This is a genomic window from Salinivibrio sp. ML323 (assembly GCF_001995745.1).
Classification (GTDB): Bacteria; Pseudomonadota; Gammaproteobacteria; order Enterobacterales; family Vibrionaceae; genus Salinivibrio; species Salinivibrio kushneri.
Genome location: NZ_MUES01000013.1, coordinates 39,119 through 65,345 on the forward strand (window position 1 = coordinate 39,119; position 26,227 = coordinate 65,345).

At 50.3% G+C, this 26,227-nt stretch carries 23 protein-coding genes and 3 pseudogenes; 20 read left to right on the plus strand and 6 right to left on the minus strand.

The genetic code is table 11. The annotated features are described in order from the left end of the window. Positions 1-140 precede the first annotated feature (140 nt). Together BZG13_RS09560 and alr (BZG13_RS09565) are read left to right on the plus strand one after the other, a co-directional pair. Positions 141-1,532 carry a replicative DNA helicase gene (locus tag BZG13_RS09560; protein WP_046074366.1) on the plus strand — a complete coding sequence of 464 codons (1,392 nt, stop codon included), beginning with the start codon at positions 141-143 and terminating at the stop codon, positions 1,530-1,532. Then, entirely contained in the window at positions 1,522-2,652 is a 1,131-nt protein-coding gene (gene alr, locus BZG13_RS09565) for an alanine racemase (RefSeq protein ID WP_241824793.1), read from the plus strand. Before BZG13_RS09560 ends, alr (BZG13_RS09565) begins: the two co-directional genes overlap by 11 nt. Positions 2,653-2,692: 40 nt before the next feature. Here the strand turns inward: alr (BZG13_RS09565) and BZG13_RS09570 are convergent, their stop codons facing one another. Further along, positions 2,693-3,127 (minus strand): secondary thiamine-phosphate synthase enzyme YjbQ, encoded by a 435-nt coding sequence (locus tag BZG13_RS09570; RefSeq protein ID WP_046074364.1) that lies wholly within the window; start codon positions 3,125-3,127, stop codon positions 2,693-2,695. Between the two features lie 229 nt (positions 3,128-3,356). On the opposite strand from BZG13_RS09570, the gene pgi reads away from it, so the two are divergent. Continuing rightward, the gene (pgi, locus tag BZG13_RS09575) at positions 3,357-5,012 is read left to right on the plus strand and encodes a glucose-6-phosphate isomerase (RefSeq protein WP_077486457.1); all 1,656 of its coding nucleotides are present in this window, start codon (positions 3,357-3,359) and stop codon (positions 5,010-5,012) included. A gap of 89 nt (positions 5,013-5,101) precedes the next feature. Here pgi and BZG13_RS09580 read toward each other — a convergent pair whose 3' ends face one another. Continuing rightward, positions 5,102-5,566: a chemotaxis protein CheX gene (locus tag BZG13_RS09580; RefSeq protein ID WP_046074362.1), complete on the minus strand. Its 465-nt coding sequence runs from the start codon at positions 5,564-5,566 to the stop codon at positions 5,102-5,104. A 29-nt stretch (positions 5,567-5,595) separates the two neighbouring features. Further along, complete coding sequence (zur, locus tag BZG13_RS09585) at positions 5,596-6,039, minus strand: zinc uptake transcriptional repressor Zur (protein WP_077486458.1); 444 nt, start codon at positions 6,037-6,039, stop codon at positions 5,596-5,598. Between the two features lie 282 nt (positions 6,040-6,321). On the opposite strand from zur, the gene azu reads away from it, so the two are divergent. The 3 genes from azu to BZG13_RS09600 all read left to right on the plus strand — a co-directional run bounded on the left by azu (position 6,322) and on the right by BZG13_RS09600 (position 9,181). Beyond that, positions 6,322-6,768: an azurin gene (gene azu, locus BZG13_RS09590; RefSeq protein WP_077457588.1), complete on the plus strand. Its 447-nt coding sequence runs from the start codon at positions 6,322-6,324 to the stop codon at positions 6,766-6,768. Positions 6,769-6,957: 189 nt separating this feature from the next. Further along, positions 6,958-7,863 (plus strand): glycosyl transferase family 90, encoded by a 906-nt coding sequence (locus BZG13_RS09595; protein ID WP_131825396.1) that lies wholly within the window; start codon positions 6,958-6,960, stop codon positions 7,861-7,863. Positions 7,864-7,975: 112 nt separating this feature from the next. Beyond that, positions 7,976-9,181: an IS256 family transposase gene (locus BZG13_RS09600; RefSeq protein ID WP_077486460.1), complete on the plus strand. Its 1,206-nt coding sequence runs from the start codon at positions 7,976-7,978 to the stop codon at positions 9,179-9,181. A 270-nt stretch (positions 9,182-9,451) separates the two neighbouring features. On the opposite strand, the gene BZG13_RS09605 is transcribed toward BZG13_RS09600, so the two are convergent. Continuing rightward, positions 9,452-9,832, minus strand: coding sequence for a type II toxin-antitoxin system PemK/MazF family toxin (locus BZG13_RS09605; RefSeq protein WP_274532382.1), 381 nt, complete (start codon positions 9,830-9,832; stop codon positions 9,452-9,454). Between the two features lie 87 nt (positions 9,833-9,919). Then, positions 9,920-10,406 (minus strand): annotated as a pseudogene (locus tag BZG13_RS09610) (tyrosine-type recombinase/integrase); the annotation flags it as partial. A gap of 251 nt (positions 10,407-10,657) precedes the next feature. Between BZG13_RS09610 and BZG13_RS09615 the strand changes: the two are divergent. From BZG13_RS09615 to alr (BZG13_RS09665), 10 genes are all read left to right on the plus strand, one after another. After that, complete coding sequence (locus tag BZG13_RS09615; protein ID WP_131825165.1) at positions 10,658-11,029, plus strand: hypothetical protein; 372 nt, start codon at positions 10,658-10,660, stop codon at positions 11,027-11,029. Positions 11,030-11,703: 674 nt separating this feature from the next. Next, positions 11,704-12,732, plus strand: a complete 1,029-nt coding sequence (dusA, locus tag BZG13_RS09625; protein ID WP_077486462.1) for a tRNA dihydrouridine(20/20a) synthase DusA — start codon at positions 11,704-11,706, stop codon at positions 12,730-12,732. Between the two features lie 158 nt (positions 12,733-12,890). Further along, complete coding sequence (pspG, locus tag BZG13_RS09630; protein ID WP_069361642.1) at positions 12,891-13,154, plus strand: envelope stress response protein PspG; 264 nt, start codon at positions 12,891-12,893, stop codon at positions 13,152-13,154. 161 nt (positions 13,155-13,315) lie between these two features. Continuing rightward, positions 13,316-13,969, plus strand: coding sequence for a TIGR04219 family outer membrane beta-barrel protein (locus BZG13_RS09635; RefSeq protein ID WP_077486463.1), 654 nt, complete (start codon positions 13,316-13,318; stop codon positions 13,967-13,969). Between the two features lie 216 nt (positions 13,970-14,185). Next, positions 14,186-15,694 carry an acetaldehyde dehydrogenase ExaC gene (gene exaC, locus BZG13_RS09640; RefSeq protein ID WP_069361644.1) on the plus strand — a complete coding sequence of 503 codons (1,509 nt, stop codon included), beginning with the start codon at positions 14,186-14,188 and terminating at the stop codon, positions 15,692-15,694. 123 nt (positions 15,695-15,817) lie between these two features. Further along, entirely contained in the window at positions 15,818-16,045 is a 228-nt protein-coding gene (locus BZG13_RS09645; RefSeq protein ID WP_077486464.1) for a thymidylate kinase, read from the plus strand. Positions 16,046-16,185: 140 nt separating this feature from the next. Beyond that, positions 16,186-17,994 (plus strand): assimilatory sulfite reductase (NADPH) flavoprotein subunit, encoded by a 1,809-nt coding sequence (locus BZG13_RS09650; protein WP_077486465.1) that lies wholly within the window; start codon positions 16,186-16,188, stop codon positions 17,992-17,994. Continuing rightward, entirely contained in the window at positions 17,994-19,709 is a 1,716-nt protein-coding gene (cysI, locus tag BZG13_RS09655) for an assimilatory sulfite reductase (NADPH) hemoprotein subunit (protein WP_077486466.1), read from the plus strand. The genes BZG13_RS09650 and cysI overlap by 1 nt, the downstream gene beginning before the upstream one ends. Positions 19,710-19,755: 46 nt before the next feature. After that, a complete protein-coding gene (locus tag BZG13_RS09660) occupies positions 19,756-20,481 on the plus strand; it encodes a phosphoadenylyl-sulfate reductase (RefSeq protein ID WP_443216356.1) in 726 nt (241 codons plus the stop codon). A 266-nt stretch (positions 20,482-20,747) separates the two neighbouring features. Further along, a complete protein-coding gene (gene alr / locus BZG13_RS09665; RefSeq protein WP_077486468.1) occupies positions 20,748-21,983 on the plus strand; it encodes an alanine racemase in 1,236 nt (411 codons plus the stop codon). Between the two features lie 63 nt (positions 21,984-22,046). Here alr (BZG13_RS09665) and BZG13_RS09670 read toward each other — a convergent pair whose 3' ends face one another. Further along, positions 22,047-22,667 carry an FKBP-type peptidyl-prolyl cis-trans isomerase gene (locus BZG13_RS09670; RefSeq protein WP_069361650.1) on the minus strand — a complete coding sequence of 207 codons (621 nt, stop codon included), beginning with the start codon at positions 22,665-22,667 and terminating at the stop codon, positions 22,047-22,049. A 125-nt stretch (positions 22,668-22,792) separates the two neighbouring features. Between BZG13_RS09670 and BZG13_RS09675 the strand changes: the two genes are divergently transcribed. From BZG13_RS09675 to BZG13_RS09685, 4 genes and pseudogenes are all read left to right on the plus strand, one after another. Further along, complete coding sequence (locus BZG13_RS09675; RefSeq protein ID WP_158074880.1) at positions 22,793-23,416, plus strand: LysM-like peptidoglycan-binding domain-containing protein; 624 nt, start codon at positions 22,793-22,795, stop codon at positions 23,414-23,416. Between the two features lie 285 nt (positions 23,417-23,701). Next, positions 23,702-24,145 (plus strand): annotated as a pseudogene (locus BZG13_RS15640) (MCP four helix bundle domain-containing protein); the annotation flags it as partial. A 174-nt stretch (positions 24,146-24,319) separates the two neighbouring features. After that, positions 24,320-25,110, plus strand: a pseudogene (locus BZG13_RS15200) (methyl-accepting chemotaxis protein); the annotation flags it as partial. A gap of 346 nt (positions 25,111-25,456) precedes the next feature. Next, the coding region (locus BZG13_RS09685) for an MCP four helix bundle domain-containing protein (protein WP_131825397.1) at positions 25,457-26,227 on the plus strand (771 nt) is incomplete at its 3' end.

Here is a 26,227-nt window from a genome sequence, read left to right on the forward strand (position 1 = left end):
GGTGCATGGGCGCCATAAGCGGTCAAATTTCCGTTAAAATCGCGGCGACTTCTTCAGCGTTGGGAAAAAAATGCTGCGTGGGGCAGCGTCTTGCGAGGACAGCGGGTATAATGACCTCCAGTAGCAATAGGTGAGTTTTTATGGCAGACAATCGTAAACCCGCAAAAGATCAGCAAGTCGCTAACCTTAAAGTGCCCCCGCATTCCATCGAAGCCGAGCAGTCTGTGCTGGGTGGCTTGATGTTGGATAACGAGCGCTGGGATGCGGTTGCGGAAAAAGTGGTTGGCCATGACTTTTACAGCCGCCCGCATCGATTGATTTATGAGTCTACCAAGTCGTTGCTCGATGAAGGCAAGCCGCTGGATTTAATCACCCTGTCTGAGCATTTAGAAAAAGGCGGACATTTGGATGATGTGGGTGGGTTTGCCTATCTCGCAGAGTTGGCGAAAAACACCCCAAGTGCAGCGAATATCGTCGCTTATGCGGATATTGTCCGTGAACGGGCTATGGTGCGTAATTTGATTGGGGTGGCGAATGAAATTGCGGACGCCGGTTATGATACCCAAGGTCGCACATCAGAAGATCTGCTCGATATGGCAGAGAGTAAGGTGTTTGCCATTGCTGAGTCGCGCACCAGCGAGACAGAAGGGCCGCAACATATCGACTCGGTGCTCAGTAAAACCCTTGAACGTATCGAAGAGCTTTTTAAAACCCCACAAGATGGCGTCACGGGCGTATCGACAGGCTTTACTGATCTGAACAAGAAGACGGCAGGTTTGCAGCCTTCTGATCTGGTGATCGTGGCGGCTCGTCCTTCAATGGGTAAAACCACCTTTGCGATGAACCTGTGTGAAAACGCGGCGATGGATCAAGAAAAGCCGGTACTCATTTTCTCGCTCGAGATGCCAGCGGAACAGCTGATGATGCGTATGTTGGCCTCGCTATCACGGGTTGACCAAACCAAGATCCGTACCGGCCAGCTTGATGATGAAGACTGGGCGCGTATTTCCTCATCGATGGGGATCTTAATGCAGAAAAAGAACATGTACATCGATGATAGCTCCGGCTTGACGCCCACCGATGTGCGCTCGCGAGCGCGCCGCGTTGCCCGTGAACACGGTGGGGTCAGCATGATCATGGTCGACTATCTGCAGCTGATGCGGGTGCCTGGTTTGCAAGAGAACCGAACCCTTGAGATTGCTGAGATTTCTCGCTCGCTCAAAGCGCTCGCCAAAGAGCTGAATGTGCCTGTGGTCGCGCTATCACAGCTTAACCGCTCGTTGGAGCAGCGCGCCGACAAACGCCCGGTAAACTCAGACTTGCGTGAATCAGGCGCGATTGAGCAGGATGCTGACTTGATCATGTTTATTTACCGTGACGAAGTCTATAACCCGGAAAGTGCGATGAAAGGAATTGCAGAAATCCTGATTGGTAAACAGCGTAACGGCCCGATTGGCTCGGTGCGGCTGACGTTCCAAGGCCAGTATTCGCGATTTGATAATTATGCAGGGCCGGCGTTTGATGACGAGTAATCCTTTTATCATGACCAATGCCGCCAAAGCCGTTATCGACCCGGAGGCGATGGTACACAACATCCAGGTGATGCGTCGCCAAGCGCCCAATAGCAAAGTGATGACAGTGGTGAAGTCCGATGGTTACGGCCACGGGTTAGTGTCGGTTGCCACCACACTTGCGCCTTATAGCGATGCCTTTGGGGTGGCACGGATTGAAGAAGCACTGACGTTACGCCAGGCCGGTATACGCTTGCCTATTGTCTTGCTGGAAGGTTTCTATGAAGCCGACGAGCTACCGCTATTGGTTGAACACCAGCTGACCGCCACGGTGCACTGCCATGAGCAAGTTACCATGCTGACCAACGCGGCACTGAGTGAGCCTTTACCTGTGTGGTTAAAGGTCGACTCTGGGATGCATCGCTTAGGCTTTGAGCCTGAGCAAGTGCCAGACGCACTCTCTGCCTTGAAAGCGTGTGACAATGTGGCGCCGCAAATTGGCTTTCTCAGTCACTTTGGCTGTGCCGACGAGCTGGATAATCCCATTACGCAAGCGCAAATAGATACCTTCACACAAGTGACGGAAGGGCTGCCTGGAGAACGCTCTCTGGCAGCGTCATCGGGGACCTTGTTTTGGCCGCAGAGTCACTTTGATTGGGTGCGTCCCGGTATTTGCCTATACGGCATTTCGTCGCGGATTGAACTGACGGGTGAACAGCTGGGCCTGAAACCAGCGATGCGCTTAACCTCAAGGGTGATGGCCGTTCGCAAGCTAAAAGCCGGTGAACCGGTAGGCTACGGCGCACGCTGGCGTAGCGAGCGCGACACGCTGATTGGTGTAATAGCCATCGGTTATGGCGATGGCTACCCTCGACTGGCTCCCGATGGCACCCCTGTTTGGTTGAATGGCCGTGAAGTGCCACTCGCCGGGCGGGTATCGATGGATATGATCACTGTTGATCTTGGCCCAGATGCGACCGATAGCGTGGGCGACGAAGCGGTACTGTGGGGGCCTGAGCTACCAGTTGAACGGATTGCACGTCTCGTCGACACCATCGGCTATGAGCTCGTATGCCAAGTAACTGGCCGTGTGCCGCGCCAATACCTGACTATCCCCTCTGATCAGCGGGCGACGGGTTAGGCGGCGTCACCCCTCTCTGAACGCATGCTGGCCAGCGAGACTAGACGTTGGCTTGTGGTGCGCCTTGCAGGGTCACTACCAAGGTACGCATGCCGCCCTCATCGCGATGCTCGCCCAGATAAATCCCTTGCCACGTGCCTAAATTCAGCCGGCCTTGGCTGATGGGCACCGTGACGCTTGCGCCTAACAATGACGCTTTGATATGCGCTGGCATGTCATCGTCCCCTTCGTAGGTGTGGCGATAATAAGGCGCTCGCTCAGGCACTGAGTGATTAAAGTGCGCCTCCATATCTTGGCGCACGGTCGGGTCGGCGTTTTCATTGAGGGTTAAGCTCGCCGAGGTGTGCTTGATAAACACTTGCACCATACCTACATCCATGTCGCCCAACATGGGGAGCGCGTGCACGATCTCGTCGGTGATTAGGTGAAAGCCGCGCGGCCGGGCACGTAGACGAATCTCAGTTTGATACCACATAAGCAATCCTTGTTGTGATCTTTATCGTATGCAGTTGGCTCAAAGGCGATCCAACTATTCTATGATTGATCGCAACCTACTCACAGCGATTGCATGTGAGAATCGAGCCATGATTATGTAATATTACACCAATGACCGCTGCGTACAGCGTGGTGGTGCTGACGTTATACAGGATCCTTGCCTGCTGTGATACCCACAGCAGCACTCACAACGCGATTTGGATGACATGATGCTAAAGACAACGAATCCCACTCAGACCGTGGCGTGGCAATCACTGACCGCCCATTTTGAAGAAGCGCAGGACTATACACTGGCTGATCTGTTTGCTGATAATCCAGAGCGATTTGCCCACTTCTCAACGCAATTCGAAGACAGCATTCTGTTGGATTATTCCAAAAACCTGATCAGTGAAGAGACGCTGACTAAGTTATTGGCACTCGCCGACGAAACCGGGGTGGCTGAAGCGATAGAGTCAATGTTTAGCGGTGAGAAAATCAACCGTACAGAAGATCGCGCGGTACTCCACACAGCACTACGGAATCGCAGCAACACGCCTATAATGGTTGACGGCGAAGATGTGATGCCTAAGGTCAACGCGGTATTGGCACAGATGCAGTCTTTCTCCGAGCGCGTGATCAGTGGCGAATGGAAAGGTTATACCGGTAAAGCGATCACCGATGTAGTGAATATTGGTATCGGGGGATCAGATTTGGGCCCTTATATGGTGACCGAGGCACTCGCCCCTTATAAGAACCATCTCAACCTGCACTTTGTCTCTAACGTCGATGGCACTCACATGGCCGAGACGTTAAAAGCCCTTAACCCGGAAACCACCTTGTTCTTGGTGGCGTCAAAAACCTTTACCACCCAAGAAACCATGACCAACGCGCACACGGCGCGTGACTGGTTAATGAACGCTGCAGGCGATGACAGCCAGGTGGCGAAGCACTTTGCTGCGCTTTCTACCAACGCAAAGGCGGTGTCTGAATTTGGTATCGATACCGCCAACATGTTCGAATTCTGGGACTGGGTTGGCGGCCGCTATTCACTGTGGTCAGCGATTGGTCTTTCTATCTGCTTGGGCGTAGGTTACGACAACTTTGTCACCTTACTCGATGGCGCGCACCAAATGGATAACCACTTCAAAACCGCACCCATGGCACAAAACATGCCGGTGTTATTGGCGTTGATTGGTATTTGGTACAACAACTTCCACGGGGCGGAATCAGAAGCGATTTTACCGTATGACCAATACATGCACCGTTTTGCCGCGTATTTCCAACAAGGCAATATGGAATCAAACGGTAAGTATGTCGACCGCAACGGTAATCCTGTTGACTACCAAACCGGCCCAATCATCTGGGGTGAACCAGGCACCAATGGTCAGCATGCTTTCTATCAGCTGATTCACCAAGGCACCAAGCTGATCCCATGTGACTTCATTGCCCCTGTGCACAGCCACAATGCGATTGGCGATCATCACGCAAAATTGATGGCGAACTTCTTCGCCCAGACGGAAGCGCTCGCGTTTGGTAAGAGCCGTGAGCAAGTCGAAGCCGAGTTAATGCAAGCGGGCAAATCGGCCGAAGACGTGGCTGCGATTGCGCCATTTAAAGTGTTTGAAGGTAACCGCCCAACCAACTCGATCTTGGTAGAGAAAATGACCCCTTATACACTCGGCGCTTTGATTGCCATGTATGAGCACAAGATTTTCACCCAAGGGGTAATTTGGAATATCTTCAGCTTTGATCAGTGGGGTGTTGAGCTGGGTAAACAGCTGGCGAGTAACATCCTGCCAGAGCTCGGAGATGCACAACAGGTTGAGAGCCACGATAGCTCGACCAATGGATTGATCAACGCGTTTAAGCAGTGGCGCCAAGCCTAAGCTGAGCTAACCGCGATTGAGAAAGTCAAACGCCGCGATGGTTATCGCGGCGTTTTTATATTTTGTGGCCGTCAGCGACGTACGCCCGCTTAGTGATCGAAACAGATCTCAATAAAGGCAGTGCCGTGTGGGGATTTAAATGGCATGATGATCACTGGACCATCACTTTTGTGATTGATGGTATGGCCTTTGCCGGATACGACCACAGGGGTCGCCATCTCAAATTCGAAGCCCTTTTCTGACAAAATACGCTTCGCGCCACCTGTCACCATATTGGTGATCTCACCGACCATATCCGTCACTTCTTCATCAATCGACTCGGACCGCTCTCCGAGCATACGCTGCATGATTTCAAGCGCCATATCTTCATCAAAGGTAACGGAAAAGGAGCCCTTAGTCTGTGGGCCGACCATACCAATTAACCCAGAAACGTCCCCTTTGGCGATCTCTGACTTTTTCAAGTGAGGCTTCTCTGGCTGGATTTCCAGCTGTGCCATCGTCTGTAGCACATTGATCAGTGAAGTAAGAAATGGGTTGACGAATTGTGCTTCCATAAAGAATGTCCGTCCTAATCAATTCAGTATTAGTGGGCTAGGCATTGTGCGCAGGTACCATGGGTTTCAATCACGTGATGTTGAACCTTAAACCCCATTGTTTGCGCCTTTTCACGCAACGCCTCAGAAAGCTCCTCAGTGTGACACTCTTCCACGGTGCCGCATTGATCACAGATGAGCAGTTGGGAGCAGTGCCCCTGGTGGCCAAGATGACAACAAGCGATATAGCTATTGGTTGACTCCACCTTATGCRCAAACCCCTGCGCTAACAGAAAGTCTAGCGCACGATAAACCGTTGGTGGTTTGGCTTGTGGCTCTGTTTCACGCAGCTCGTCTAGCAGCTCATAGGCGCTGATCGCACGTGAATAGTTGGCGATAATCTCGTAAACGCGCGTCCGCTGCGGCGTTAATCGCACGCCGCGTTGCTCGCAAAGCTGCTGTGCGCGGTGCAGTAACCCAGTGGTGTTGGTCATAGCGCCTCAAAGTGCTAACAGTCAGTCAGTTATCTTATCATAGCTGTATAACATCGCACCCCACCTATCGTCATCCTATGCGCTTTGCCACAAGTGTAAATAGGTAGTCCAATATCACTTGATCGCGATCAGTCACCCTACAGTAATGATACAAGTAAAAATAAAAACCAATCAGTCGATTTTTGAATCGGCTAACTGTTTTGCGCTGTTATGTCAGTATGATGACAGCGTGCCACAGGCATTAAAAACATACCTTTACATCCATAATAGGAGTATGTACCGATGAAAAAACTGTTAGCCCTCGCCGCCCTGGCGTTCGCGTCTGTTTCAACGCAAGCGGCTGCCAATGAGTGTGAGTTAACTGTCACCACCGGCGATAAAATGGCCTACGACCAGTCATCGTTGTCCGTACCAGCAAGCTGCAGCGAAGTCACGCTAACACTTGAGCATCAAGGCTCAATGCCTGTGACCTCTATGGGCCACAACTGGGTGCTGTCGGAAACGTCTAACTTGCAAGATATCGCCATGAAAGGCGCCGGTGCAGGGGCAGATAACGACTATCTACCACAAGGCGACGACCGCATCTTGGCACACACTAAGCTGATAGGCGGCGGTGAAAGCACCAGCATCACCTTCTCAACTGAAGGCTTGCAAGGTAAAGACTTAACCTATTTCTGCTCTTTCCCAGGTCACTGGACGGTAATGAAAGGCAAATTCACCATCGAATAAGTCTTGTTGCGAGAGAGCAGAGTAACTGGCTCTCTCGCCCATTTCATTTGCTCGTCATCTTGCTCGGTTAGGCTTTGCTGTAAACCGACATCCGCCAACGGATTGACGGAGCAAGAGGGTGAAAAACTCCGCTACTATAGCTACAATTTGGCCGTCAATGCGATCCCAAATCACTGGTATCGCACTTGGATGCGTCGGCAACTTTTACCCATTTATCAGCAGCATCAATCCGATATCGACCAGCGCGTCAGCTACTACAACCGTATGGCTGCACCATTTTGCTTGTCCGAGCAATACTGTGATCACCAGACGGGCCGAGTGAGACAAGACCACGGCTCGGTGTATTTTTTCGATATATTGCGGGTAATGCGCTGGTTCCCAAATGGCTTGTTTCTACATTACTTAGGCGGCGATGTGACACAACCACCATTCACGCCAGCATTTGTAAAAAGCCGACCGATTCATGGCGACAATCAAAACGCCGTCCTGCTCAAGCTCAACGCGGTGCGTCACTTCCAATTTATTAATGATCCTGTGCCGTTTGGGCAAAAACGCGATAGCGCGGTATGGCGCGGGCGCTGTTTCAATGACAAGCGCCGCCAGCTTCTTCAGCGCTTTTACACGCATCCAACCATTGATGTCGGGGATACCCGCCCAGCGAGTGATACTGACCAAGCTTACCGAAAAGCCCCGCTGACACCGCAAGCGCAGCTACAGCATAAGTTTATTCTCAGTGTGGAAGGGAAAGACGTTGCCACCAATTTAAAATGGATCATGTCCTCCAACTCGCTTTGCTTGTCCCCTCCAATGGAATATGAAACTTGGTTTATGGAGGGCCGATTGATTCCCGGTGTTCACTATGCCGAGGTCAACGCCGATTTCTCCAACCTAGAGGCAGTCATCGACTATTACCTCACTCATCCGCATGAAGCACAAGCGATCATCAACAATGCTCACCAATGGGTGAATCAATTCCGCGACCGACAAAAAGAGGCGGTGATCAGCTACTTAGTGGCAGAGAAATACTTTCGGCTTTCGCAGCAAGTCAGAGAAAGAACTGACCATGCTTTTGGACTGAGCGTGTATGCAAAATGAGAAAGTGATGGAGGCATAGGTTACTGACATATAGTACAGTTGAGTGCGGCTCAGCACGGTAGTGTTCAGAATTCTGTGTCACTTCGTTAGACTGTACAAAAAGGGATGACACATGACCAAACCAACATTCGATATGGATGCCGCCTTGCAAGCTTTGCGTGAAGGTAAAGACCTCACCGGCAAAGACGGCATCTTAACCCCTCTCATCAAGCAGCTCACTGAAGCAGCCATGCAAGCTGAGCTTGATGAACACCTCGCTGATGAAAAGCAGCCTAACCGTAAGAACGGCTCTACATCCAAGTCCGTTAAGAGCCCTGCTGGCAGCTTTGAACTCAGTACACCACGCGACCGAGCAGGCTCGTTCGAGCCGCAATTAGTGAAAAAGCATCAAACGCATTTAACCGATGAGCTGGAGCGTAAAATCCTTGCGCTGTTTTCGCTGGGTACCAGTTACCAAGATATCCGCATGCACATCGAAGAGTTGTACGGTATTAATGTATCCAACGGTAACCTCAATGCCGTGACTGATAAGCTACTGCCTGAGCTTCAGGCTTGGCGTGAGCGGCAATTAGAAGCGGTCTATCCGATTGTCTGGCTCGATGCCATTCACTATAAAATCAAAGAGAAGGGGCGCTTTATTACTAAAGCGGTGTACACCATTCTCGGCCTCAACGTTGAGGGGAAAAAAGAGCTGCTGGGCCTTTACCTGTCAGAGTCTGAAGGTGCCCATCACTGGCTCAGCGTGCTGACCGACCTGCACAATCGTGGTGTACAAGATATCCTTATTGCGTGCGTTGATGGCCTTAAGGGCTTCCCTGAAGCGATTGAAAGTATCTATCCGAAGACGGAAGTACAGCACTGCATTATTCATCAAATTCGCCACTCAATGAAATACGTGGCCAGCAAGCACCAAAAAGCCTTCATGGCCGACTTGAAGTGCGTGTACAAGGCAGTCACATTATCCGCCGCAGAGAGCGCGCTGGATGACTTAGAAGCCAAGTGGGGTGACAAATACCCCATCGTTATTAAGTCCTGGCGCAATAAATGGTCCACGCTCTCTACTTACTTCAAATATCCGGAATACGTGCGTACCGCCATTTATACGACGAACGCCGTTGAGGCCGTGCACCGCCAGTTCCGCAAACTGACCAAAACCAAGGGCGGTTTTGCGAACGAGAACAGCTTGCTCAAGCTACTCTACGCGGGTATGTTAAAGGCGTCTGAGCGTTGGTCGCATCCGGTGCAGAACTGGAGCCTGACGCTATCGCAGCTGGCCATTCACTTCGAAGGCCGACTGGATGATTACATAGACCTATGAAACATTGGCTGACACAGAATATTGAACACCCTCTCTTTGAAAAACAAAAACCCCCGCCGAGGCGAGGGTTTGCTATCAAGCAGCACCATGTAGGCTTGTTATCGCCATCTTATGGGCTGGCTACACTCCATCAAGTGTAGTCTTAGAGCATCGCTACGGCAGAGCCGTACGTGCGGGAACAATTAAATGATATGCCTGAGTGGTACTGTAGTCAACCGAGTTTGGTTAACTTTTGTTAACTCGCGCCAACTCTACGCAATTCGCAAAGCATCAGAGATGCTCTATCAAACGGTGTAAGTTCATGCCGTGAAGCATGCAGGCATAAACTTGCCTCATATTGTCTCGGTTTAGCTTTTGCTTAAAGTACACGCGCTTACCATTGTCCATTCCTGCTCTTATATAGTCTAAACGGTCAAAGCTGACGGTGTAGACCATGTCGCCTTTTAGCCATGTCTCTTTACCCATGAAAAACTTGTCTCGAGGGAGGTAGCGATCGTGTATCCGCATGTGGCAACCCATTATCGGTTCCGGCTCTACAGTGCTCAAGCAAACAACCTGCGCAAGCTTGGGACCTCTCCTTGCTGAATTGGTGATAATGACAGGTCGGCGTTTTACCATTTCAGGTGGCACCATTCCTTTGAAATCGCACATCAAAATCTGACCGATGCTTGGGGCGTATTTTACGGGCAAAGTAACGTCCTCTTTCTGTTAGTCCTTTTTATACAGGTGCTTATTATTTTACGTAAGCTGCTTGTTATGCAACTTATGCGGAAACAATTCCGTGTACACCGTCCACAGCACGTTCAAGTTCCGGTGGTCTGTCACTTGCGCCACTTCCTCAATCGAGTAGCCTTTCTCAAACAATCGGCTGGCCCCCCTCGCGGCGTAAATCGTGATAGCGTAAATCGGTAATGCTTAGCGCATTTCGCACACGCTGAAACCCGGCAGTGACTGAACGCGGGTTGTACGGAAATATCCGATCGCTTTCTCTTGGCTGGCGCATCACAATATCAAAGCTTTCACCCAGCAAGGGGACCAACATGTGGTTGCCACTTTTCTTGCGCGGGTCTTTGCGGTTACGCACTAGCACTTGCTTGTTTTTTTCGTCTAAGTCTTCCCAGGTGATCGCGCACACTTCGCCAATGCGCATACATTTGAGCACGTAAAAATCGAGAATAGCAATAAACGGAATACGCACGTTGCCATTCGGGCGCTCGCCCTGCTCGATATCTTCCTGTCTAAATGAATTGGATAGCTGCTCAAAGATACCTTTTCGATTTCCCACGTTTCCAAGCGGTAGCGTGGAAACGATTAATGTGTGATTTTGTTCCAAGAGATAACCGAAATGACGTATCAAGCATATAAAGCGAGTCATAAATCACATATCGTAGTCCCTATTTTTTGGTGAGCAGTTATTCAGTTAAACTGAATTTTCAGTATAAGGGCATCAATTGTATGGCGATTTGCCGATTTAACGTGGATAAATTCACACACAATATCGAAAGTAATTTAGAGCTAATGGGGCTTCCTGTACCCAAAACAGTGTTTGGTAGTATGGCAACAATGTCAGGTGCGCTAGCGAGTATTGAAGCGGCTTTAATGACTAAAGCTGCTGATGTCTCGATTAGCGTAGTCGCTAGTCGAGCCGCAGGAACCACAGTCGCAGGTGTCACAGCTTCTTTTTATGCTGGGGCGATTATTGGTTCAGCACTGAGAGCGTCAACAAGTGCGACGTCATGTAGTGGTGAAGAGCTTAAAAAAGCTTTTCAAGAGCTTGGTTTACCTTTATGGGCTGCGGATGATGCTTTACGCCAACCAAACAGCCACAACTTGCTAAGGAATCAATAATCATGCGCCGATTAAAGGATCGATCGTTATTAATCCTCGTTGCATTGGCGGCAGCGTTAGGTGCTTATGCCTTTTGGAATACGTTAGGAGAGTTCGCGTTAATAATCTTCCCACTGATCGCGTTATATGCCTATATAGTCGAGCGGCCGAAGTTCAAACAATGATCTTTCGCGTGAATGAGTGCACAGTAAACATCACTGCGCTCGCCCTGGGGATCACGCCCCTTTTTCATGCAACTTATGCGGGAACGATTCCGTGTACATCGCCCACAGCACGTTTAAGTTACGGTGGTCTGCTACCTGCGACATCTCCTCAATCTTTTCAAATAGCCGGCAGATACTGTATTGCTACAGCCCAAACACTTCGTTTATTCAAGAACATATCAATGTTACCACTAATCTTTGCTGACACCTTTTAGCTGATAACGTTGGTTTCTCACTGACTGGGAGGCTTGTTTGCTCACGTTACTGCATGTGGATTCTGCTTAAATGTCTTGGACACTCTGTGTATAATCCGCGTCCGCCTGTTGCGTGTATCTACAGGTGGTGCCTTTCAGTATTTAAGGCATTCGCGGGTGTTCGTCTATATTTGTTCCTCTGCTCTGAGGCGTACTATGGGCGTACCGCCTGTCGAAAACGACTGTCGTTTAACGTAATTTGCAGAGATTCGAGACCATGACTACCCCCAGCAAAACCGCCGCCAGCCCTGATATGACGCCAAAAACGGTGATGCAGCGTTTCTCTGTTGCGCCCATGCTTGATTGGACCGATCGTCACTGCCGTTATTTTCATCGCTTACTATCAGATCACACGTTGCTGTTTACCGAGATGGTCACCACGGGTGCGATCATTCATGGTAAAGCGGATTACCTTGCTTACCACGAGCAGGAGCATCCGGTGGCGTTGCAGCTGGGGGGATCGGATCCGGCGGATTTGGCAACATGCGCTAAGCTGGCGGCCGAGCGTGGTTATGATGAAATTAACCTCAACGTTGGTTGCCCATCGGATCGGGTGCAAAACGGGCGATTTGGGGCATGCTTAATGGCTGAACCTGAGCTGGTGGCGCAGTGCGTGGCCGCGATGCGTGAAGTCACCGATGTGCCTATTACGGTGAAAACTCGCATTGGTATTGATGAACAAGACAGCTATGAATTTTTGACTGACTTTGTGGGTATCGTCAGTGAAAAGAGTGGCTGCGATATGTTTACCGTGCATGCACGTAAGGCGTGGTTGAAAGGTCTGAGCCCTAAAGAAAATCGGGAGATCCCGCCGCTGGATTACCCGCGTGTGTACCAGCTGAAAAAAGATTTTCCGCACCTGACGCTTGCCATCAATGGCGGCGTGAAAAGCCTTGAGGAGGCGGAGCAGCACCTTGCGTATCTTGATGGTGTGATGGTTGGCCGCCAAGCCTATCAAAGCCCGTTTATGTTGGCCGACGTCGATCAGCGTTTATTTGGTAAGACAACCCCTCGCATTACACGTCGCCAAGCCGTCGAGGCGATGTTCCCATACATCGAGCAGCAGCTTACTCACGGGGCGCAACTCAATCATATCAGCCGCCATATGTTAGGTCTGTTCCAAAATATGCCAGGCGCGCGGCAGTGGCGCCGTTATATCAGCGAGAATGCGCACAAGCCGGGCGCTGGGATTGAGGTACTGACCACTGCAATGGGTCATATCCCCGAGCAATGGCTTGACGCCTGATCCGGTGAAAATCACCACTCGTTGGTTTCAATCTAACCGCACCTTCATTTCATCTTGAAGGCATTTCTGTAATCTATTGAATTAATGATCAATTATCGAGTGACAAATTGGCCTAAAACCTGCAAAGTCTGTCTCGCTATCAAGACAAGGAGATCGCAATGATCGAAATACTCTTTCTGATTGGCTTTGCTGTTGTATTGTTCATGACAGGCGTGAGCATCATGGGCATGGTGCTGGCCATGCTGGCAGGCTTTGCTGTGATGATGTTGGCCGGGATGATAGGGACCCTGCTTAAGCTACTACCATGGCTTTTGGTGATCGCTTTGGTCGTTTGGCTGGTTAAACGCCAGCGTCGCGGCCGCAAAGGTGAGCCTGAAGTGATTATCAATGAAAAGCGCTGGGCACGATTCCGTCGCCGCTAAGCGCACAAAATTTGCGCGTTGACACAGCAAACGCATGCTGTTGCGGTTTTTTCTCTTCACCTCGGCACAAAGCTTGCTATTATTCTAAGCAATCGGCGACAAGGCATGGCTTTGCCGCCTCCGCGTGACGACCTTTTTTAATCGACAATGTGGAGAGTTTCATGAAAACCACTTCAATGACGCTTGCCGCCGCAGCGTTTACCGCGCTACTGGCCATGCCGTCTCAAGCAGCCACCCTTGCCGGGGGAAAAGTCGGCGCCGATGCCTGGTTTATGGATGCTGATGTCGACAATGTAGAAGCCGATGATGCGAGCACGGCTGGCTCTTACTATGCGGCAATTGAGCACCCACTTCCGCTGATCCCCAATGCAAAAATTCGTCAAACCTCGGTGAGTGTTGATGGAACAGATACGGGAAAAGTCGATTTTGACCAAATCGATTTTGTTGCCTATTACGAGTTTCTCGATAACGATCTCGTATCGGTGGATGCCGGCGTTAATTTACAGCGTTTCCAATCTGGTAAATTCAACGGGGAGAGCTTCGACGAATGGCAGCCAAACCTGTATGCCGATGCACGTGTAGGTCTAGTCGGCACGCCTTTATTTGTATTTGCCACCGTGAGCAAAGGCGAGTTTGATGGTACCAGCACCTTGGATGCCGAAGCGGGCTTGCAATATCAGTTAGGTTTAGTGGCCGCTGATTTGAACGTACGAGGCGGGTATCGGATGATTGATCACGATTTCGATTATTTTGACAATAACAAAGGTGAGCTTGATCTGACTGGCTTCTTTGTTGGTGCAGAGCTCGACTTTTAGTCGGTTGAACGTCAAGGCAACGAGTAAAAACCGCGCATAGGCGCGGTTTTTTTATACCTGAAGATTCCGCCTATTCGCTTCTGTCGCCCATGTCTCACTGCGACTTTCGCCTAATACCCAGCGATAAAAAACTCTGCCACGCTTTTTGAGTAATAACGGCAAGGAGAGAGCAGTACGTGCTCCGCCATCAACTCAAACATGGAATAAGGAAAGAGTATGATTTACGCAAAACCAGGAACAGATGGGTCAGTGGTGAGTTTTAAGTCGCGTTATCAAAACTTTATTGGAGGTGATTGGGTGCCGCCGGTGAAAGGCCAGTATTTTGCCAATACGTCACCGTGCACTGGCGAAACCCTTGCTGAAGTGCCGCGCTCAAGTAGCGATGATGTCGATCTGGCACTGGATGCGGCTCATGGCGCCAAAGACGCATGGGGCAAAACCTCTGTCACTGATCGCGCCAATATTCTGTTAAAAATTGCTGATCGGATTGAAGCGAACCTCGAAATGCTCGCGGTGGCGGAAACCTGGGAAAACGGTAAAGCGGTGCGTGAAACTCTGGCGGCCGATATTCCGCTTTGCGCCGACCACTTCCGCTACTTTGCCGGCTGTATTCGTGCTCAAGAGGGCACCGCGGCGGAGCTGGATGCGGGCACAGTGGCGTATCATATTTACGAGCCATTGGGAGTGGTAGGACAAATCATTCCGTGGAATTTTCCTTTGCTGATGGCGTCATGGAAACTGGCACCGGCCTTGGCGGCAGGCAACTGCGTGGTACTCAAGCCGGCGGAGCAAACGCCGACGACCATTTTGCTATTGATGGAGTTGATTGGCGATCTGCTGCCAGCTGGTGTGGTGAACGTGGTCAATGGTTATGGCGCCGAAGCCGGACAAGCACTTGCCACATCGCCCCGGATTGCCAAACTGGCGTTCACAGGCTCTACGCCAGTGGGTCATCACATTCTACGTTGCGCGGCGGAAAACCTCATTCCTTCAACCGTGGAGCTGGGTGGAAAATCGCCCAACATCTATTTTGAAGACGTGATGCAGCAAGAAGAAGCCTATATCAATAAAGCGGTAGAAGGCCTGTTGCTTGGCTTTTTCAACCAAGGCGAAGTATGCACCTGTCCGTCGCGCGCGCTGATCCAGGAAAGCATCTACGACGACTTTATCGCACGCGTGATTGAGCGCGCAGGCACGATAAAACAAGGTAATCCGCTTGATACCGAGACCCAAGTGGGCGCGCAAGCATCGGACGAACAGTTCGATAAGATCATGAGCTATTTGAAGGTCGGGCAAGAAGAAGGCGCGAAGGTCTTAATTGGCGGTAGCCATCAGGATTTGGGCGGCGGCTATTACGTGCAGCCGACCTTACTGCAAGGGCACAATGACATGCGTGTGTTCCAAGAAGAGATCTTTGGGCCCGTAATTGGAGTGACCACCTTCAAAGATGAGGCGGAAGCGTTGGCGATTGCCAACCACACCGAGTACGGGTTGGGCGCAGGGCTTTGGACACGTGATATGAACCGCGCTTATCGTGTAGGACGTGCGATTGAAGCAGGGCGGGTCTGGACCAACTGCTATCACCTTTATCCGGCCCATGCTGCCTTTGGTGGCTACAAAAAATCCGGTATTGGACGAGAGACACATAAAATGATGCTGGGTCACTATCAACAAACGAAGAACTTACTCGTTAGCTACGACATTGATCCATTGGGCTTCTTTTAATAGAGAACCCCTCAAAGCAGGGGCGGTGATAACATCGCCTCTGCGCATCAAGCTTCCCGCATGGCAGCTTTGCTTATCTGAGACTAAACTCAATAAGTGATCCAATTGAGTGGGCAAAGCATCATGACAGCCGAACAGCTCCGTGCTTTATACCGTCAACAGCTTTTGATTGAAGCGGTCGTTGAGCCTTCGTTAGATAGCGAAGGGTGGGTGGTTGAGTGTCGACACACCAGTGGCGGTTTAATGGCGCTTACCAATGCTGAAGGGATGGAACAATGCTTTACCGATATTGACCAAGCGACCTTGAACGCGCTTGAGATTGGTTTTCAGCAAGTACGTATTGCTGACTAACATTATTTTCCCGCTCAATGACACGCGACTACGCACCTACCATACAAAAAGTTATAAAACATTCGTATCTATTCTTTATTGTTATTAATTGGTGAGGGTACGCTAGCATTCACGCAATGTTAGCAAGGAATGTCGTCACCATGTTACTCAAGGATCTCTCCGGGTTAACCAGCCCGCTTAATGATCAGCAAATAGGCCAGTTGCAACAAGCGGTGGCGGAGTTGTCACCGCAGCAACTGGCCTGGATTAGTGGTTATTTTTGGGGGTTAAGCCAAACACCTGCTGGTGAAGCGGCGGCACCCAATGCTATGCCACAAGCCAGTTCTGCCCCCAACCAGACTCTGACCATTTTGTATGCGTCACAAACCGGCAACGCTAAAGGCGTCGCGGAGGCGCTGCATCAGGAAGCGGAAGCGGCTGGGATCCCAGCCAAGTTGGTTGCGACCGATAACTATAAAGGCAAGCAGCTGGGCAAAGAAACCCACTTGGTGATAGTGGCTTCCACCAATGGTGAAGGCGAGCCGCCTGATAATGCCATTGAGCTGCATGAATTTTTACAATCTAAAAAAGCGCCTAAGCTTGACCATCTTCACTACGCCGTTTTGAGCTTAGGAGACTCGAGTTACGAGTACTTTTGCCAAACAGGTAAAGATTTTGACGCCTTTTTACAAAAACTCGGCGCTAAGCCCATGGTCGCCCGTCTTGATTGCGATGTGGATTATGAAGCCACAGCCAGTGCCTGGCGCGAGCAAACCTTAGCCGAGGTCAAGCAACAATTTCAGGCCAGCGGGGACGCGCAAGTGGTGCCACTCCATCAAGCCACCTCGCACGCTAAATATACTAAGCAGTCTCCTTACACAGCCGAACTACTCACCTGTCAGCGTATTACTGGACGTGGGTCAGATAAAGCGGTTTACCACATTGAATTTGATCTGGATGAGTCCGGCATTCAATACCAACCGGGCGATGCCTTGGGGGTGTGGTATCAAAACGATCCTGTATTAGCCGATGCCATTTTAGCCCAAGTAGGACTGAGTGGTGACGAGTCGGTAGCGGTGGATGGCAGTGCCGTTTCGTTGCGCGAGGCGCTGATCACTGACTATGAAATCACCGCTTCTAACCCGCAGCAGATCACTGCGCTGGCGGCGTTGTCGGAAAGCGACACACTCACCGCCTTGACGGAAGACAAAGCTGCACTGCGTGAGTTTGCTAATCGCACTCAGCTCATTGATGCATTGACGCTGGCCGATGTCACTCTCAATGTCGAGCAATTTCAATCGATATTGCGCCGGCTTACCCCGCGTTTGTACTCAATTGCTTCCAGCCAGGCAGAAGTAGAAGACGAAGTGCACCTCACCGTCGGGCTGGTGGAGTATCAGCATGAGAGCGGAGCGTCACGCCAAGGCGGCGCATCGAGCTTTCTTGCCCACCGCGCTGAAGCGGCCGAGACGGTTAAGGTGTTTGTTGAGCACAACGATAACTTCAAACTGCCAACCAGTGATGACACCCCCATCATTATGATTGGTCCAGGTACCGGTATCGCGCCGTTCCGCGCCTTCTTGCAAGAGCGAGAGCAACGCGAGGCGAAAGGCGATAACTGGTTGTTCTTTGGCGATCGCACCTTCACTGACGATTTTCTCTATCAGGTTGAATGGCAGCAATACCTTAAATCTGGCCTGCTGACGCGGATGGATGTGGCCTTTAGCCGCGATCAGGCAGAGAAAGTGTATGTCCAGCACCGGTTGCTCGCGCGTGCTGAGACAGTGTGGCAATGGCTATCGAACGGCGCTTACATCTATGTATGTGGTGATGCCAACCAAATGGCGAAAGATGTCCATGAAGCCTTAATTGAGATTGCCCAGACACAGGGTCAACAAAGCCGTGAGCAAGCGGAAACCTTTATTAATGAATTGCGCAAAGATAAGCGCTATCAAAGGGATGTGTACTAATGAGTGAACAGAAATTTGCGGGCGATACACTGGGCCCACTGGCCGATAATGAGCGTTTGAAAGAGCAAAGTGATTACTTGCGTGGCACCATTGATCAAGACTTACAGGATCCTATTACGGGGGGGTTTACCGATGATAACTTCCAGCTGATTCGTTTTCACGGCATGTATCAGCAAGACGATCGCGATATTCGCGCGGAGCGGCAAAAACAAAAACTGGAGCCTTTGCACAATGTGATGTTGCGAGCGCGGATGCCGGGCGGGATCATTACACCCCAGCAATGGTTAGCGATTGACAAGTTTGCCCGCGAAAGCTCGCTCTATGGCAGCATTCGCCTGACCACGCGACAAACTTTTCAGTTTCATGGTGTCCTAAAGCCTAACATCAAGCTCATGCATCAGACCTTGCATGAATATGGTATTGATTCGATTGCTACTGCTGGGGATGTGAACCGTAATGTGTTGTGTACCTCTAACCCAGTGGAGTCCGAGCTCCATCAGCAAGCCTATGATTGGGCAAAACGCATAAGCGAGCACTTGCTGCCTAAAACTCGCGCTTACGCAGAGATTTGGCTCGATGGTGAAAAAGTCGAAGGCAGCCAAGATAAAGAGCCGATTTTGGGTGAGCGTTACTTGCCGCGTAAGTTCAAAACCACGGTGGTGATCCCGCCACAAAACGACGTGGATGTGCACGCCAACGACCTTAACTTTGTCGCCATCGCCGAACAAGGACAGCTGATCGGCTTTAACGTCTTAGTCGGGGGTGGGCTGGCGATGACCCATGGTGACACTAACACCTACCCGCGCCGCGCAGATGATTTTGGTTTTATTCCGCTTGAACATACGTTGAAGATTGCTGAGGCCGTGGTCACCACCCAACGTGATTGGGGAAACCGTTCGAACCGTAAAAATGCGAAAACCAAGTACACCCTTGATCGTGTTGGCGCGGATGTATTCAAAGCGGAAGTGGAAAAGCGTGCTGGTGTAATATTTGCGCCAAGCCGGCCTTATAGCTTTACTGGTCGCGGTGATCGCTTGGGCTGGACCAAAGGGATTGACGGTAAATACCACCTCGCCCTATTTATCGAAAATGGCCGCTTGCGTGATACACCAGAAAAGCCGCTCAAAACCGGCATGGCAGAGATCGCTAAGGTCCACCAAGGCGATTTCCGTATGACCGCCAACCAGAATTTGATTATTGCCGGGATCCCGGAAGCGCAAAAAGACGAGATTGAAGCGTTAGCGCGTCGCTATCGGTTAATTGATGACGAACACAGTGTTCAGCGTACTAACTCGATGGCGTGTGTGGCCTTCCCAACCTGTCCACTTGCCATGGCAGAAGCGGAGCGCTTTCTTCCCGATTTTGTCACCGAAGTGGAAGCGATTCAGAAAAAACACCAAGTAGAAAACGATCCGATTGTTTTACGGGTGACCGGCTGTCCCAATGGTTGCGGCCGCGCGATGCTGGCAGAAGTGGGTTTGGTCGGCAAAGCGCCAGGGCGCTATAACCTGCATTTAGGCGGAAATTGGGAAGGTACCCGAATCCCCAAAATGCACAAAGAGAACATCACCGATCGTCAGATCCTTGACGAGTTGGATCAGTTGATTGGTCGCTGGGCAACGGAGCGTGAAGTGGGTGAGCACTTTGGTGATTTCTTGATCCGCCGCGAGGTGATTGCCCCCGTGCATGTCTCTAAGAGGGATTTTTATGCCTGAAACCATTCAACCCAACGCGACGTTAGCCTTAGCTGACATTGCCGCGATGAATAAAAGCCAGCAAGCCTTGGCATTGGCAGAGGTCAATGCCAGCTTGGAAACACTCTCGGCAACTGAGCGTATCGCCTGGGCGTTAGAGCACCTTGAGGGGCAATTTGTCCTGTCGTCCAGCTTTGGTGTACAGGCAGCGCTTATGCTTCATTTAGTGAGTCAGGTGAAATCCGACATTCCGGTGATTTTAACCGACACCGGCTATTTGTTTGCGGAAACCTATCGGTTTATCGATACCCTCACCACACGGTTGAATTTAGACTTACGGGTATATCGCGCCGCACTCAGCCCTGCTTGGCAAGAAGCGCGTTATGGGCAGCTGTGGGAGCAAGGCGTGGAGGGGATCAGCCAATATAATCAAATCAACAAAGTTGAGCCGATGAAGCGTGCGCTGCGAGAGCTAAAAGCCGGGACCTGGTTTTCTGGGCTCCGCCGAGGTCAATCTGACTCGCGTGCCAATTTGCCGATACTCAGTGTCCAGCATGGGGTGTTTAAGTTCTTGCCTGTGATTGATTGGTCGAACCAACAGGTCGATGATTATCTGCGCGAGCACGACTTGCCTTATCATCCATTGCGCGAAAAAGGCTATGTGTCGGTGGGGGATGTCCATACCACCCAGCGGTTAGAGCCGGGTATGCGTGAAGAGCAAACGCGGTTTTTTGGTCTCAAACGCGAGTGCGGCTTGCATGAGGACGACTTAAATGATGGTTCGGGGATATAGCCTCGTCGAGAATAGCTTCGTCGGGAATAGCCCCGCCGAGAAAGAATGTAACCAACCCGCGGTCTTTAAACAGTGTCACCCTTGTGGTGGCATTTTTTTGTTCAATTTCACTGAGTTTGTCTACCCTTTAACTGAGTAACTCATCAGCCGTGACGTGTTTTGTGCTATACATAGCGGGTAAAGCTAGGAGGCAGTGAATAAGAGCCTAATACTTTTATTCGCAACGTGTCACGGAAGCACCATTTATGTGACCAATAGTGAAGCTTATGAACAAAAAATTATCTTTAGTCGCGCTTGCCGTCGCCGGTGTCGTTGCCATTGGCGCCCCGGCGGTTATTGACTATACATCAGCAGCTCCCTCCACGTCTGATACTAACCAGCGTTATATGGGGCACGGCAACGGCTGGCTGGAAGTGAACACGGCCACTTTTGCTAACAATATTCAACGTGTTCAACAGCAAGTCAGTGAAGGGACGAAAATCTGTGCCGTCATGAAAGCGGATGCCTATGGCAATGGCATTGCAGGCTTATTGCCCACCGTGATTGCAAGTGGTATCGACTGTGTTGGTATTGCCAGTAATGAAGAAGCTCGGACGTTGCGCGAAGGCGGCTTTACTGGCGAGATCATGCGTGTACGGACCGCGACAATGCAGGAAATGGAAAGTGCATTAGCATTGAACATGCAAGAGCTCATTGGCTCGGCAGAGCAAGCCGAGCAAATGCGTGAGTTAGCCGACAAGCATGATATTACCATTCCGGTCCATATGGCCTTTAATGCCGGTGGTATGGGGCGTAATGGTATTGAGATGAACGAGGAATCTGGCAAACAAGTTGCGATGGATATCGCTACCGACCCACGCTTTAACGTCGTCGGTATCATGACTCACTTTCCTAACTATGAAGCGGAGTATGTTCGTAGCAAGTTAGGACAGTTTACTGCGAACAGCGAATGGCTAATAGAGGAAGCTGGGCTTCAACGTGAAGACGTATTGCTGCACGCGGCGAACTCTTTTGTGACCCTGAATGTTCCTGAAGGCCATCTTGATATGGTTCGTCCGGGTGGCGCCTTGTATGGCGATCAGCCCACTAACCGTGAACTGCCACCGATCATGAGCTTTAAAACTAAAGTAGCCTCTGTGCATCACTTGCCTGAAGGCAGCACCGTGGGGTATGRCAGTACCTATACGTTAAAGCGTGATTCGGTGTTGGCGAACCTGCCGGTGGGGTATTCGGATGGTGTGCCACGTAAAATGGGCAACAACGCTGATGTCTTGATTCAAGGTCACCGAGCCCCCGTGGTCGGTGTGTCATCCATGAACACCATTATGGTCGATATTACCGAGATTGCGGATCAAGTGATGCCAAACGATGAAGTGGTGCTCTTTGGTCAGCAAGGGGAGGAGACCATTGGCGCTGAAGAGTATGAATCGAGTGCGGATGTGATCTTCCCTGAGATATACAGCTGGTGGGGCGCGGTCAACCCACGTGAATACGTGCAGTAATCAGTACAAAAAAAGCGATGCCGATTGGCATCGCTTTGCTTGTTATTCAAGCGCTGATCCGTTTTACAGGATATCAAGCAACTCTACTTCAAATACTAATGCAGCAAATGGTGGGATTGCTGCGCCAGCGCCACGCTCGCCGTAGGCCAGATCTTGTGGTACATACAGCTTCCACTTAGAGCCAACCGGCATCATTTGCAGGGCTTCAACCCAACCTTTAATCACACCTGTTACAGGGAACTCAACCGGCTCGCCACGCGTGACTGAGCTATCAAATACGCTGCCATCAACCAATTGACCGTGATAGTGAACACGCACCTGCTTATCGCTGGTTGGGATCTCGCCGTCACCTTGTACCAGCACCTCGTACTGCAAACCTGACTCTGTCACAGTCACTTCTTCACGCTTGGCATTATCTGCCAAGAAGGCATCGCCTTCTGCCGCTTGTGCTTTTGCAGCCTCTTGACGAACTTCTTCCGCTTTTGTGTGAAGCTCACGCAATGCGTTATTGATGTCGTCAATTTCAATCTCTGGCATTTGGCCAGCTAGCGCGGTGCTGATGCCTTTTGCAATCGCATCAACGTGCAAGCCTTCTAGGCCGCTACCGGCAAGCTGTTGACCCATTTGTAGGCCGATGCCATAGCTCGCCTTCTGCTCGACAGTTTCCAGTTGTACGTCAGACATAACGTCTCTCTTTTTTGCGTCAATAAAGTGTGAAAGGATAACAGGTGATGGTTTCGTGGGTAAACTTTTGTGCCAATAAGGCGTCCAAGATGAGGACAAAACAACAAAACATGCGCGGAGTGGCAATGAAGTTAACAGCAATGCGTTCACACTGGAACAAACTGCGTGCTGGATGGCGAGAGAAACTTAACGCGAAGTGGACAAACCGGCCCCACTTGAACCATGGTCTACCTGGTTTGGAGCCGTTAAAACAGGTTTGGCACCGTCTTCCTGTGTTACATCGACGCCTATTGATAGTGCTGATCCCGATTGTATTGGTGTTGGCTATGCTTCCCAGCCCCTCGCCCAAAGCCCCCTCGCCGCAAACTCGTCAACCCGTCGCCCTGAATACGGGGACGAATGCGTCGTCTGCGTCGCAAGATGATTCGTCCGTCGCGGCGTCAACCGCTGAACCTGCGACTCAACAAGCTGAAAAAACAGAAAATAGCCCTTGGGTGAGCCATCAAATTGAGCCCGGTGACACGCTGGCCAAAGTCTTTCGTCGCTACGATTTAGCGTTAACCGATCTGTATGCGATTGCTAATATTGAAGGTGAGGGAAAGCTGATTAGTCGCATCCAGCCAGGGCAGTGGATTCGCTTTAAACGTACACAGAGTGGTGCATTAGATATTCTGCAAATCGAAACCGAGAAAGGTCAATCCGCACTGTATTTTCGCCTTTCTGATGGCGGTTTTGCCCGTCAACGTTAGTGTTTTTTAATCACCACTTCATATTAACCTATTGATTAGGAGTGGTTTTTCCCTATTTCTTTCTCCGTCTTGTTATTAAGCTCGCTGCAGCACGATTTTTAAGCTACTTTTTATAAATCAGTCAATAAGGCTGTAACGCTACATCATTGAGGCGGAAAAGGGACTAGCGGCTGTTTGTCATGCAGGCATTCGCGCCGCTTTGTAGGACAGACACGCAAGCCGCCTCAACATGGATGTCTAGGCATTAACACGCTAATCACTAATTTGTTGAGGACTCGCTTTTCCATGTTGAAAAATCTATCTATTGGTAAAAAGTTTACCGCGGCTTTTTCCCTCATTGGTATTGCTGTCGCGATCTTTGGGTTTTACATTTTTACCCAAGTCAGCGGCATGCGCGATAATATGCTGAACTTTACTGACGACACCCTACCCGCTGTACTTGAGATCGAACGACTCAATGAAGAAATTGTTCGTATCCGTCAAGACCAGTACGCGGTCCTCACTTTTAATGATCCGGCCGAGCGGGTTGAGATCTTGGGCGAAATCGATGTGATGGAGCGTGATTTCAGCGCTGACTTAGACGCGTATCAACAGACGCTTTGGTATGATGACGAGAAAGCTATCTTTTCTCGGATTAAGGACAGCTGGGACAAGTATAATCAAGAGCTTGCACAGTTTGATCAGCGTGTTGAAGCCGGGCAGTTGACTGCCGCGCAAAAGGTGTTAGCCAATTCGTTTCGCACTTTTGGTCAGTTAGATTCGTCAATCAAAGAAATGTCTGAGTTGATGCAAGGTTTTATCGGTAAAAACCGCACTTCTATGCTGAACCAGGTCTCTACCGTGAGTATGACCATTATTGGCGTACTGCTTGCGGTGATCGCCTTTATGATTGTGGTGGCAGTGGTGTTTACTCGTGCGATCATCAATCCGTTGCGTTTAGTGATGGAGCAGTCTTCTGCGATTGCCAAAGGTGATTTGAGCTATCAATTGGATCGCAGCCAGATTGGTAATGATGAAATGGGTCAATTGGCAGACTCAAGCATCGCCATGCAAGATAGTCCCGTATGGGGGCGCAAGATATTGATGGGATGGTGGCATCGATTCGCAAAGTAGCAGAGGACATGCGTCAAACGGGCAATACCGTGAGTGAGCTCGATCAGCAGTCGAAACAAATCAACATGGTGGTGGATGTTATTCGTGATATTGCCGAGCAAACCAATTTACTGGCGTTGAACGCGGCGATTGAAGCAGCGCGTGCCGGTGAATCGGGCCGCGGCTTTGCGGTGGTGGCCGATGAAGTGCGTACCTTAGCGGGCCGTACCCAAGACTCAACGGGCGAAATTACCACCATCATCGAAAAGCTGCAGCAATACGCCACGCAAGCACGTAATGCCACCACGCAAAGCTCGGAAAGCATTGAGCAATGCGTAGAGCGGGGCGACCAGGCTCAACAGCTGGTGCGTGGGATTGAAACCTCGGTTGAAAATATCGCTGATATGGGCATGCAAATTGCCAGTGCCTGTGGCGAGCAAGACTCGGTGGCGGATGAACTAAGCCGTAACATTGAGCGCATCAATGATTCGTCACAAGAAGTTGCTGGGGGGGCCGATCAAACCGCACAAGCCTGTAACGAGCTCAGCCAGTTGGCGCAATCACTGCAAACGACCATGCAGCGCTTCCGTCTAACCAAATAGGTCGTACCGCCAATAGATGAAAACAAAATCCCGCTGATTCAGCGGGATTTTTTGTGTTCGGTATAATATTTGACCGTTTTTGAATAAAGCCAATAATGACAGTTGATAGTACTGCATTAGGACGACATGAGATAGTTAAATCATTGTTAAATATAGAAATGTCCGCAAAATAAGCCAGTGCTGTATGACATACTTTTTGCAAAAATAATGAGTCTTTCGTCACACTTTGATTATTTTTTGTGCTAATATCCGCGCCGCTGTGTAGGACAGACACGCAAGCCCGCCTCAACATGGATGTCCAGGCATTAACACGCTAATCACTAATTTGTTGAGGACTCGCTTTTCCATGTTGAAAAATCTATCTATTGGTAAAAAGTTTACTGCGGCTTTTTCCCTCATTGCTATCGCTGTGGTGATCTTTGGGTTTTACATTTTTACCCAAGTCAGCGGTATGCGCGATGATATGCTGAACTTTACTRACGACACCCTGCCTGCTGTACTTGAGATTGAGCGGCTTAATGAAGAAATCTTGCGTATCCGTAAAGATCAGTATGCGGCGCTTACCTTTAGCGATCCGGCAAAACGACGCGAAGTCTTGGGTGATGTCTATGTCATGAAGCGCGATTATAGCCGTGCTCTCGACGCCTACCAAGAAAGCCTTTGGTATGATGATGAAAAAGCCATTTTCAGTCGTATCCAAAGCCATTGGGATAAGTACAACCAAGAACTCAGTGCTTTTCCTGACCGTGTTAAAGACGGGCAATTGACCGCGGCACAACAAATTTTATCTAAGTCATTTGGCACCTTCGGCAAGTTAGATAAAGCGCTTAAAGRAATGTCTGAGCTGACCCAAGGTTTTATTGACTCAAACCGCACCTCCATGCTGAATCAAGTGTCGACGGTGAGCATGACCATTGTCGGGGTACTGCTTGCGGTGATCGCCTTTATGATTGTGGTGGCAGTGGTGTTTACTCGTGCGATCATCAATCCGTTGCGTTTAGTGATGGAGCAGTCTTCTGCGATTGCCAAAGGTGATTTGAGCTATCAATTGGATCGCAGCCAGATTGGTAATGATGAAATGGGTCAATTGGCAGACTCAAGCATCGCCATGCAAGAT

Bases quoted from the DNA above. Each gene is read 5' to 3' on its own strand.
- BZG13_RS09560 (WP_046074366.1), top strand. From the start codon at position 141: ATGGCAGACAATCGTAAACCCGCAAAAGATCAGCAAGTCGCTAACCTT.
- alr (WP_241824793.1), top strand. From the start codon at position 1,522: ATGACGAGTAATCCTTTTATCATGACCAATGCCGCCAAAGCCGTTATC.
- BZG13_RS09570 (WP_046074364.1), bottom strand. From the start codon at position 3,127: ATGTGGTATCAAACTGAGATTCGTCTACGTGCCCGGCCGCGCGGCTTT.
- pgi (WP_077486457.1), top strand. From the start codon at position 3,357: ATGCTAAAGACAACGAATCCCACTCAGACCGTGGCGTGGCAATCACTG.
- BZG13_RS09580 (WP_046074362.1), bottom strand. From the start codon at position 5,566: ATGGAAGCACAATTCGTCAACCCATTTCTTACTTCACTGATCAATGTG.
- azu (WP_077457588.1), top strand. From the start codon at position 6,322: ATGAAAAAACTGTTAGCCCTCGCCGCCCTGGCGTTCGCGTCTGTTTCA.
- BZG13_RS09595 (WP_131825396.1), top strand. From the start codon at position 6,958: ATGCGTCGGCAACTTTTACCCATTTATCAGCAGCATCAATCCGATATC.
- BZG13_RS09600 (WP_077486460.1), top strand. From the start codon at position 7,976: ATGACCAAACCAACATTCGATATGGATGCCGCCTTGCAAGCTTTGCGT.
- BZG13_RS09605 (WP_274532382.1), bottom strand. From the start codon at position 9,832: ATGTGCGATTTCAAAGGAATGGTGCCACCTGAAATGGTAAAACGCCGA.
- dusA (WP_077486462.1), top strand. From the start codon at position 11,704: ATGACTACCCCCAGCAAAACCGCCGCCAGCCCTGATATGACGCCAAAA.
- pspG (WP_069361642.1), top strand. From the start codon at position 12,891: ATGATCGAAATACTCTTTCTGATTGGCTTTGCTGTTGTATTGTTCATG.
- BZG13_RS09635 (WP_077486463.1), top strand. From the start codon at position 13,316: ATGAAAACCACTTCAATGACGCTTGCCGCCGCAGCGTTTACCGCGCTA.
- exaC (WP_069361644.1), top strand. From the start codon at position 14,186: ATGATTTACGCAAAACCAGGAACAGATGGGTCAGTGGTGAGTTTTAAG.
- BZG13_RS09645 (WP_077486464.1), top strand. From the start codon at position 15,818: ATGACAGCCGAACAGCTCCGTGCTTTATACCGTCAACAGCTTTTGATT.
- BZG13_RS09650 (WP_077486465.1), top strand. From the start codon at position 16,186: ATGTTACTCAAGGATCTCTCCGGGTTAACCAGCCCGCTTAATGATCAG.
- cysI (WP_077486466.1), top strand. From the start codon at position 17,994: ATGAGTGAACAGAAATTTGCGGGCGATACACTGGGCCCACTGGCCGAT.
- BZG13_RS09660 (WP_443216356.1), top strand. From the start codon at position 19,756: ATGAATAAAAGCCAGCAAGCCTTGGCATTGGCAGAGGTCAATGCCAGC.
- BZG13_RS09670 (WP_069361650.1), bottom strand. From the start codon at position 22,667: ATGTCTGACGTACAACTGGAAACTGTCGAGCAGAAGGCGAGCTATGGC.
- BZG13_RS09675 (WP_158074880.1), top strand. From the start codon at position 22,793: ATGAAGTTAACAGCAATGCGTTCACACTGGAACAAACTGCGTGCTGGA.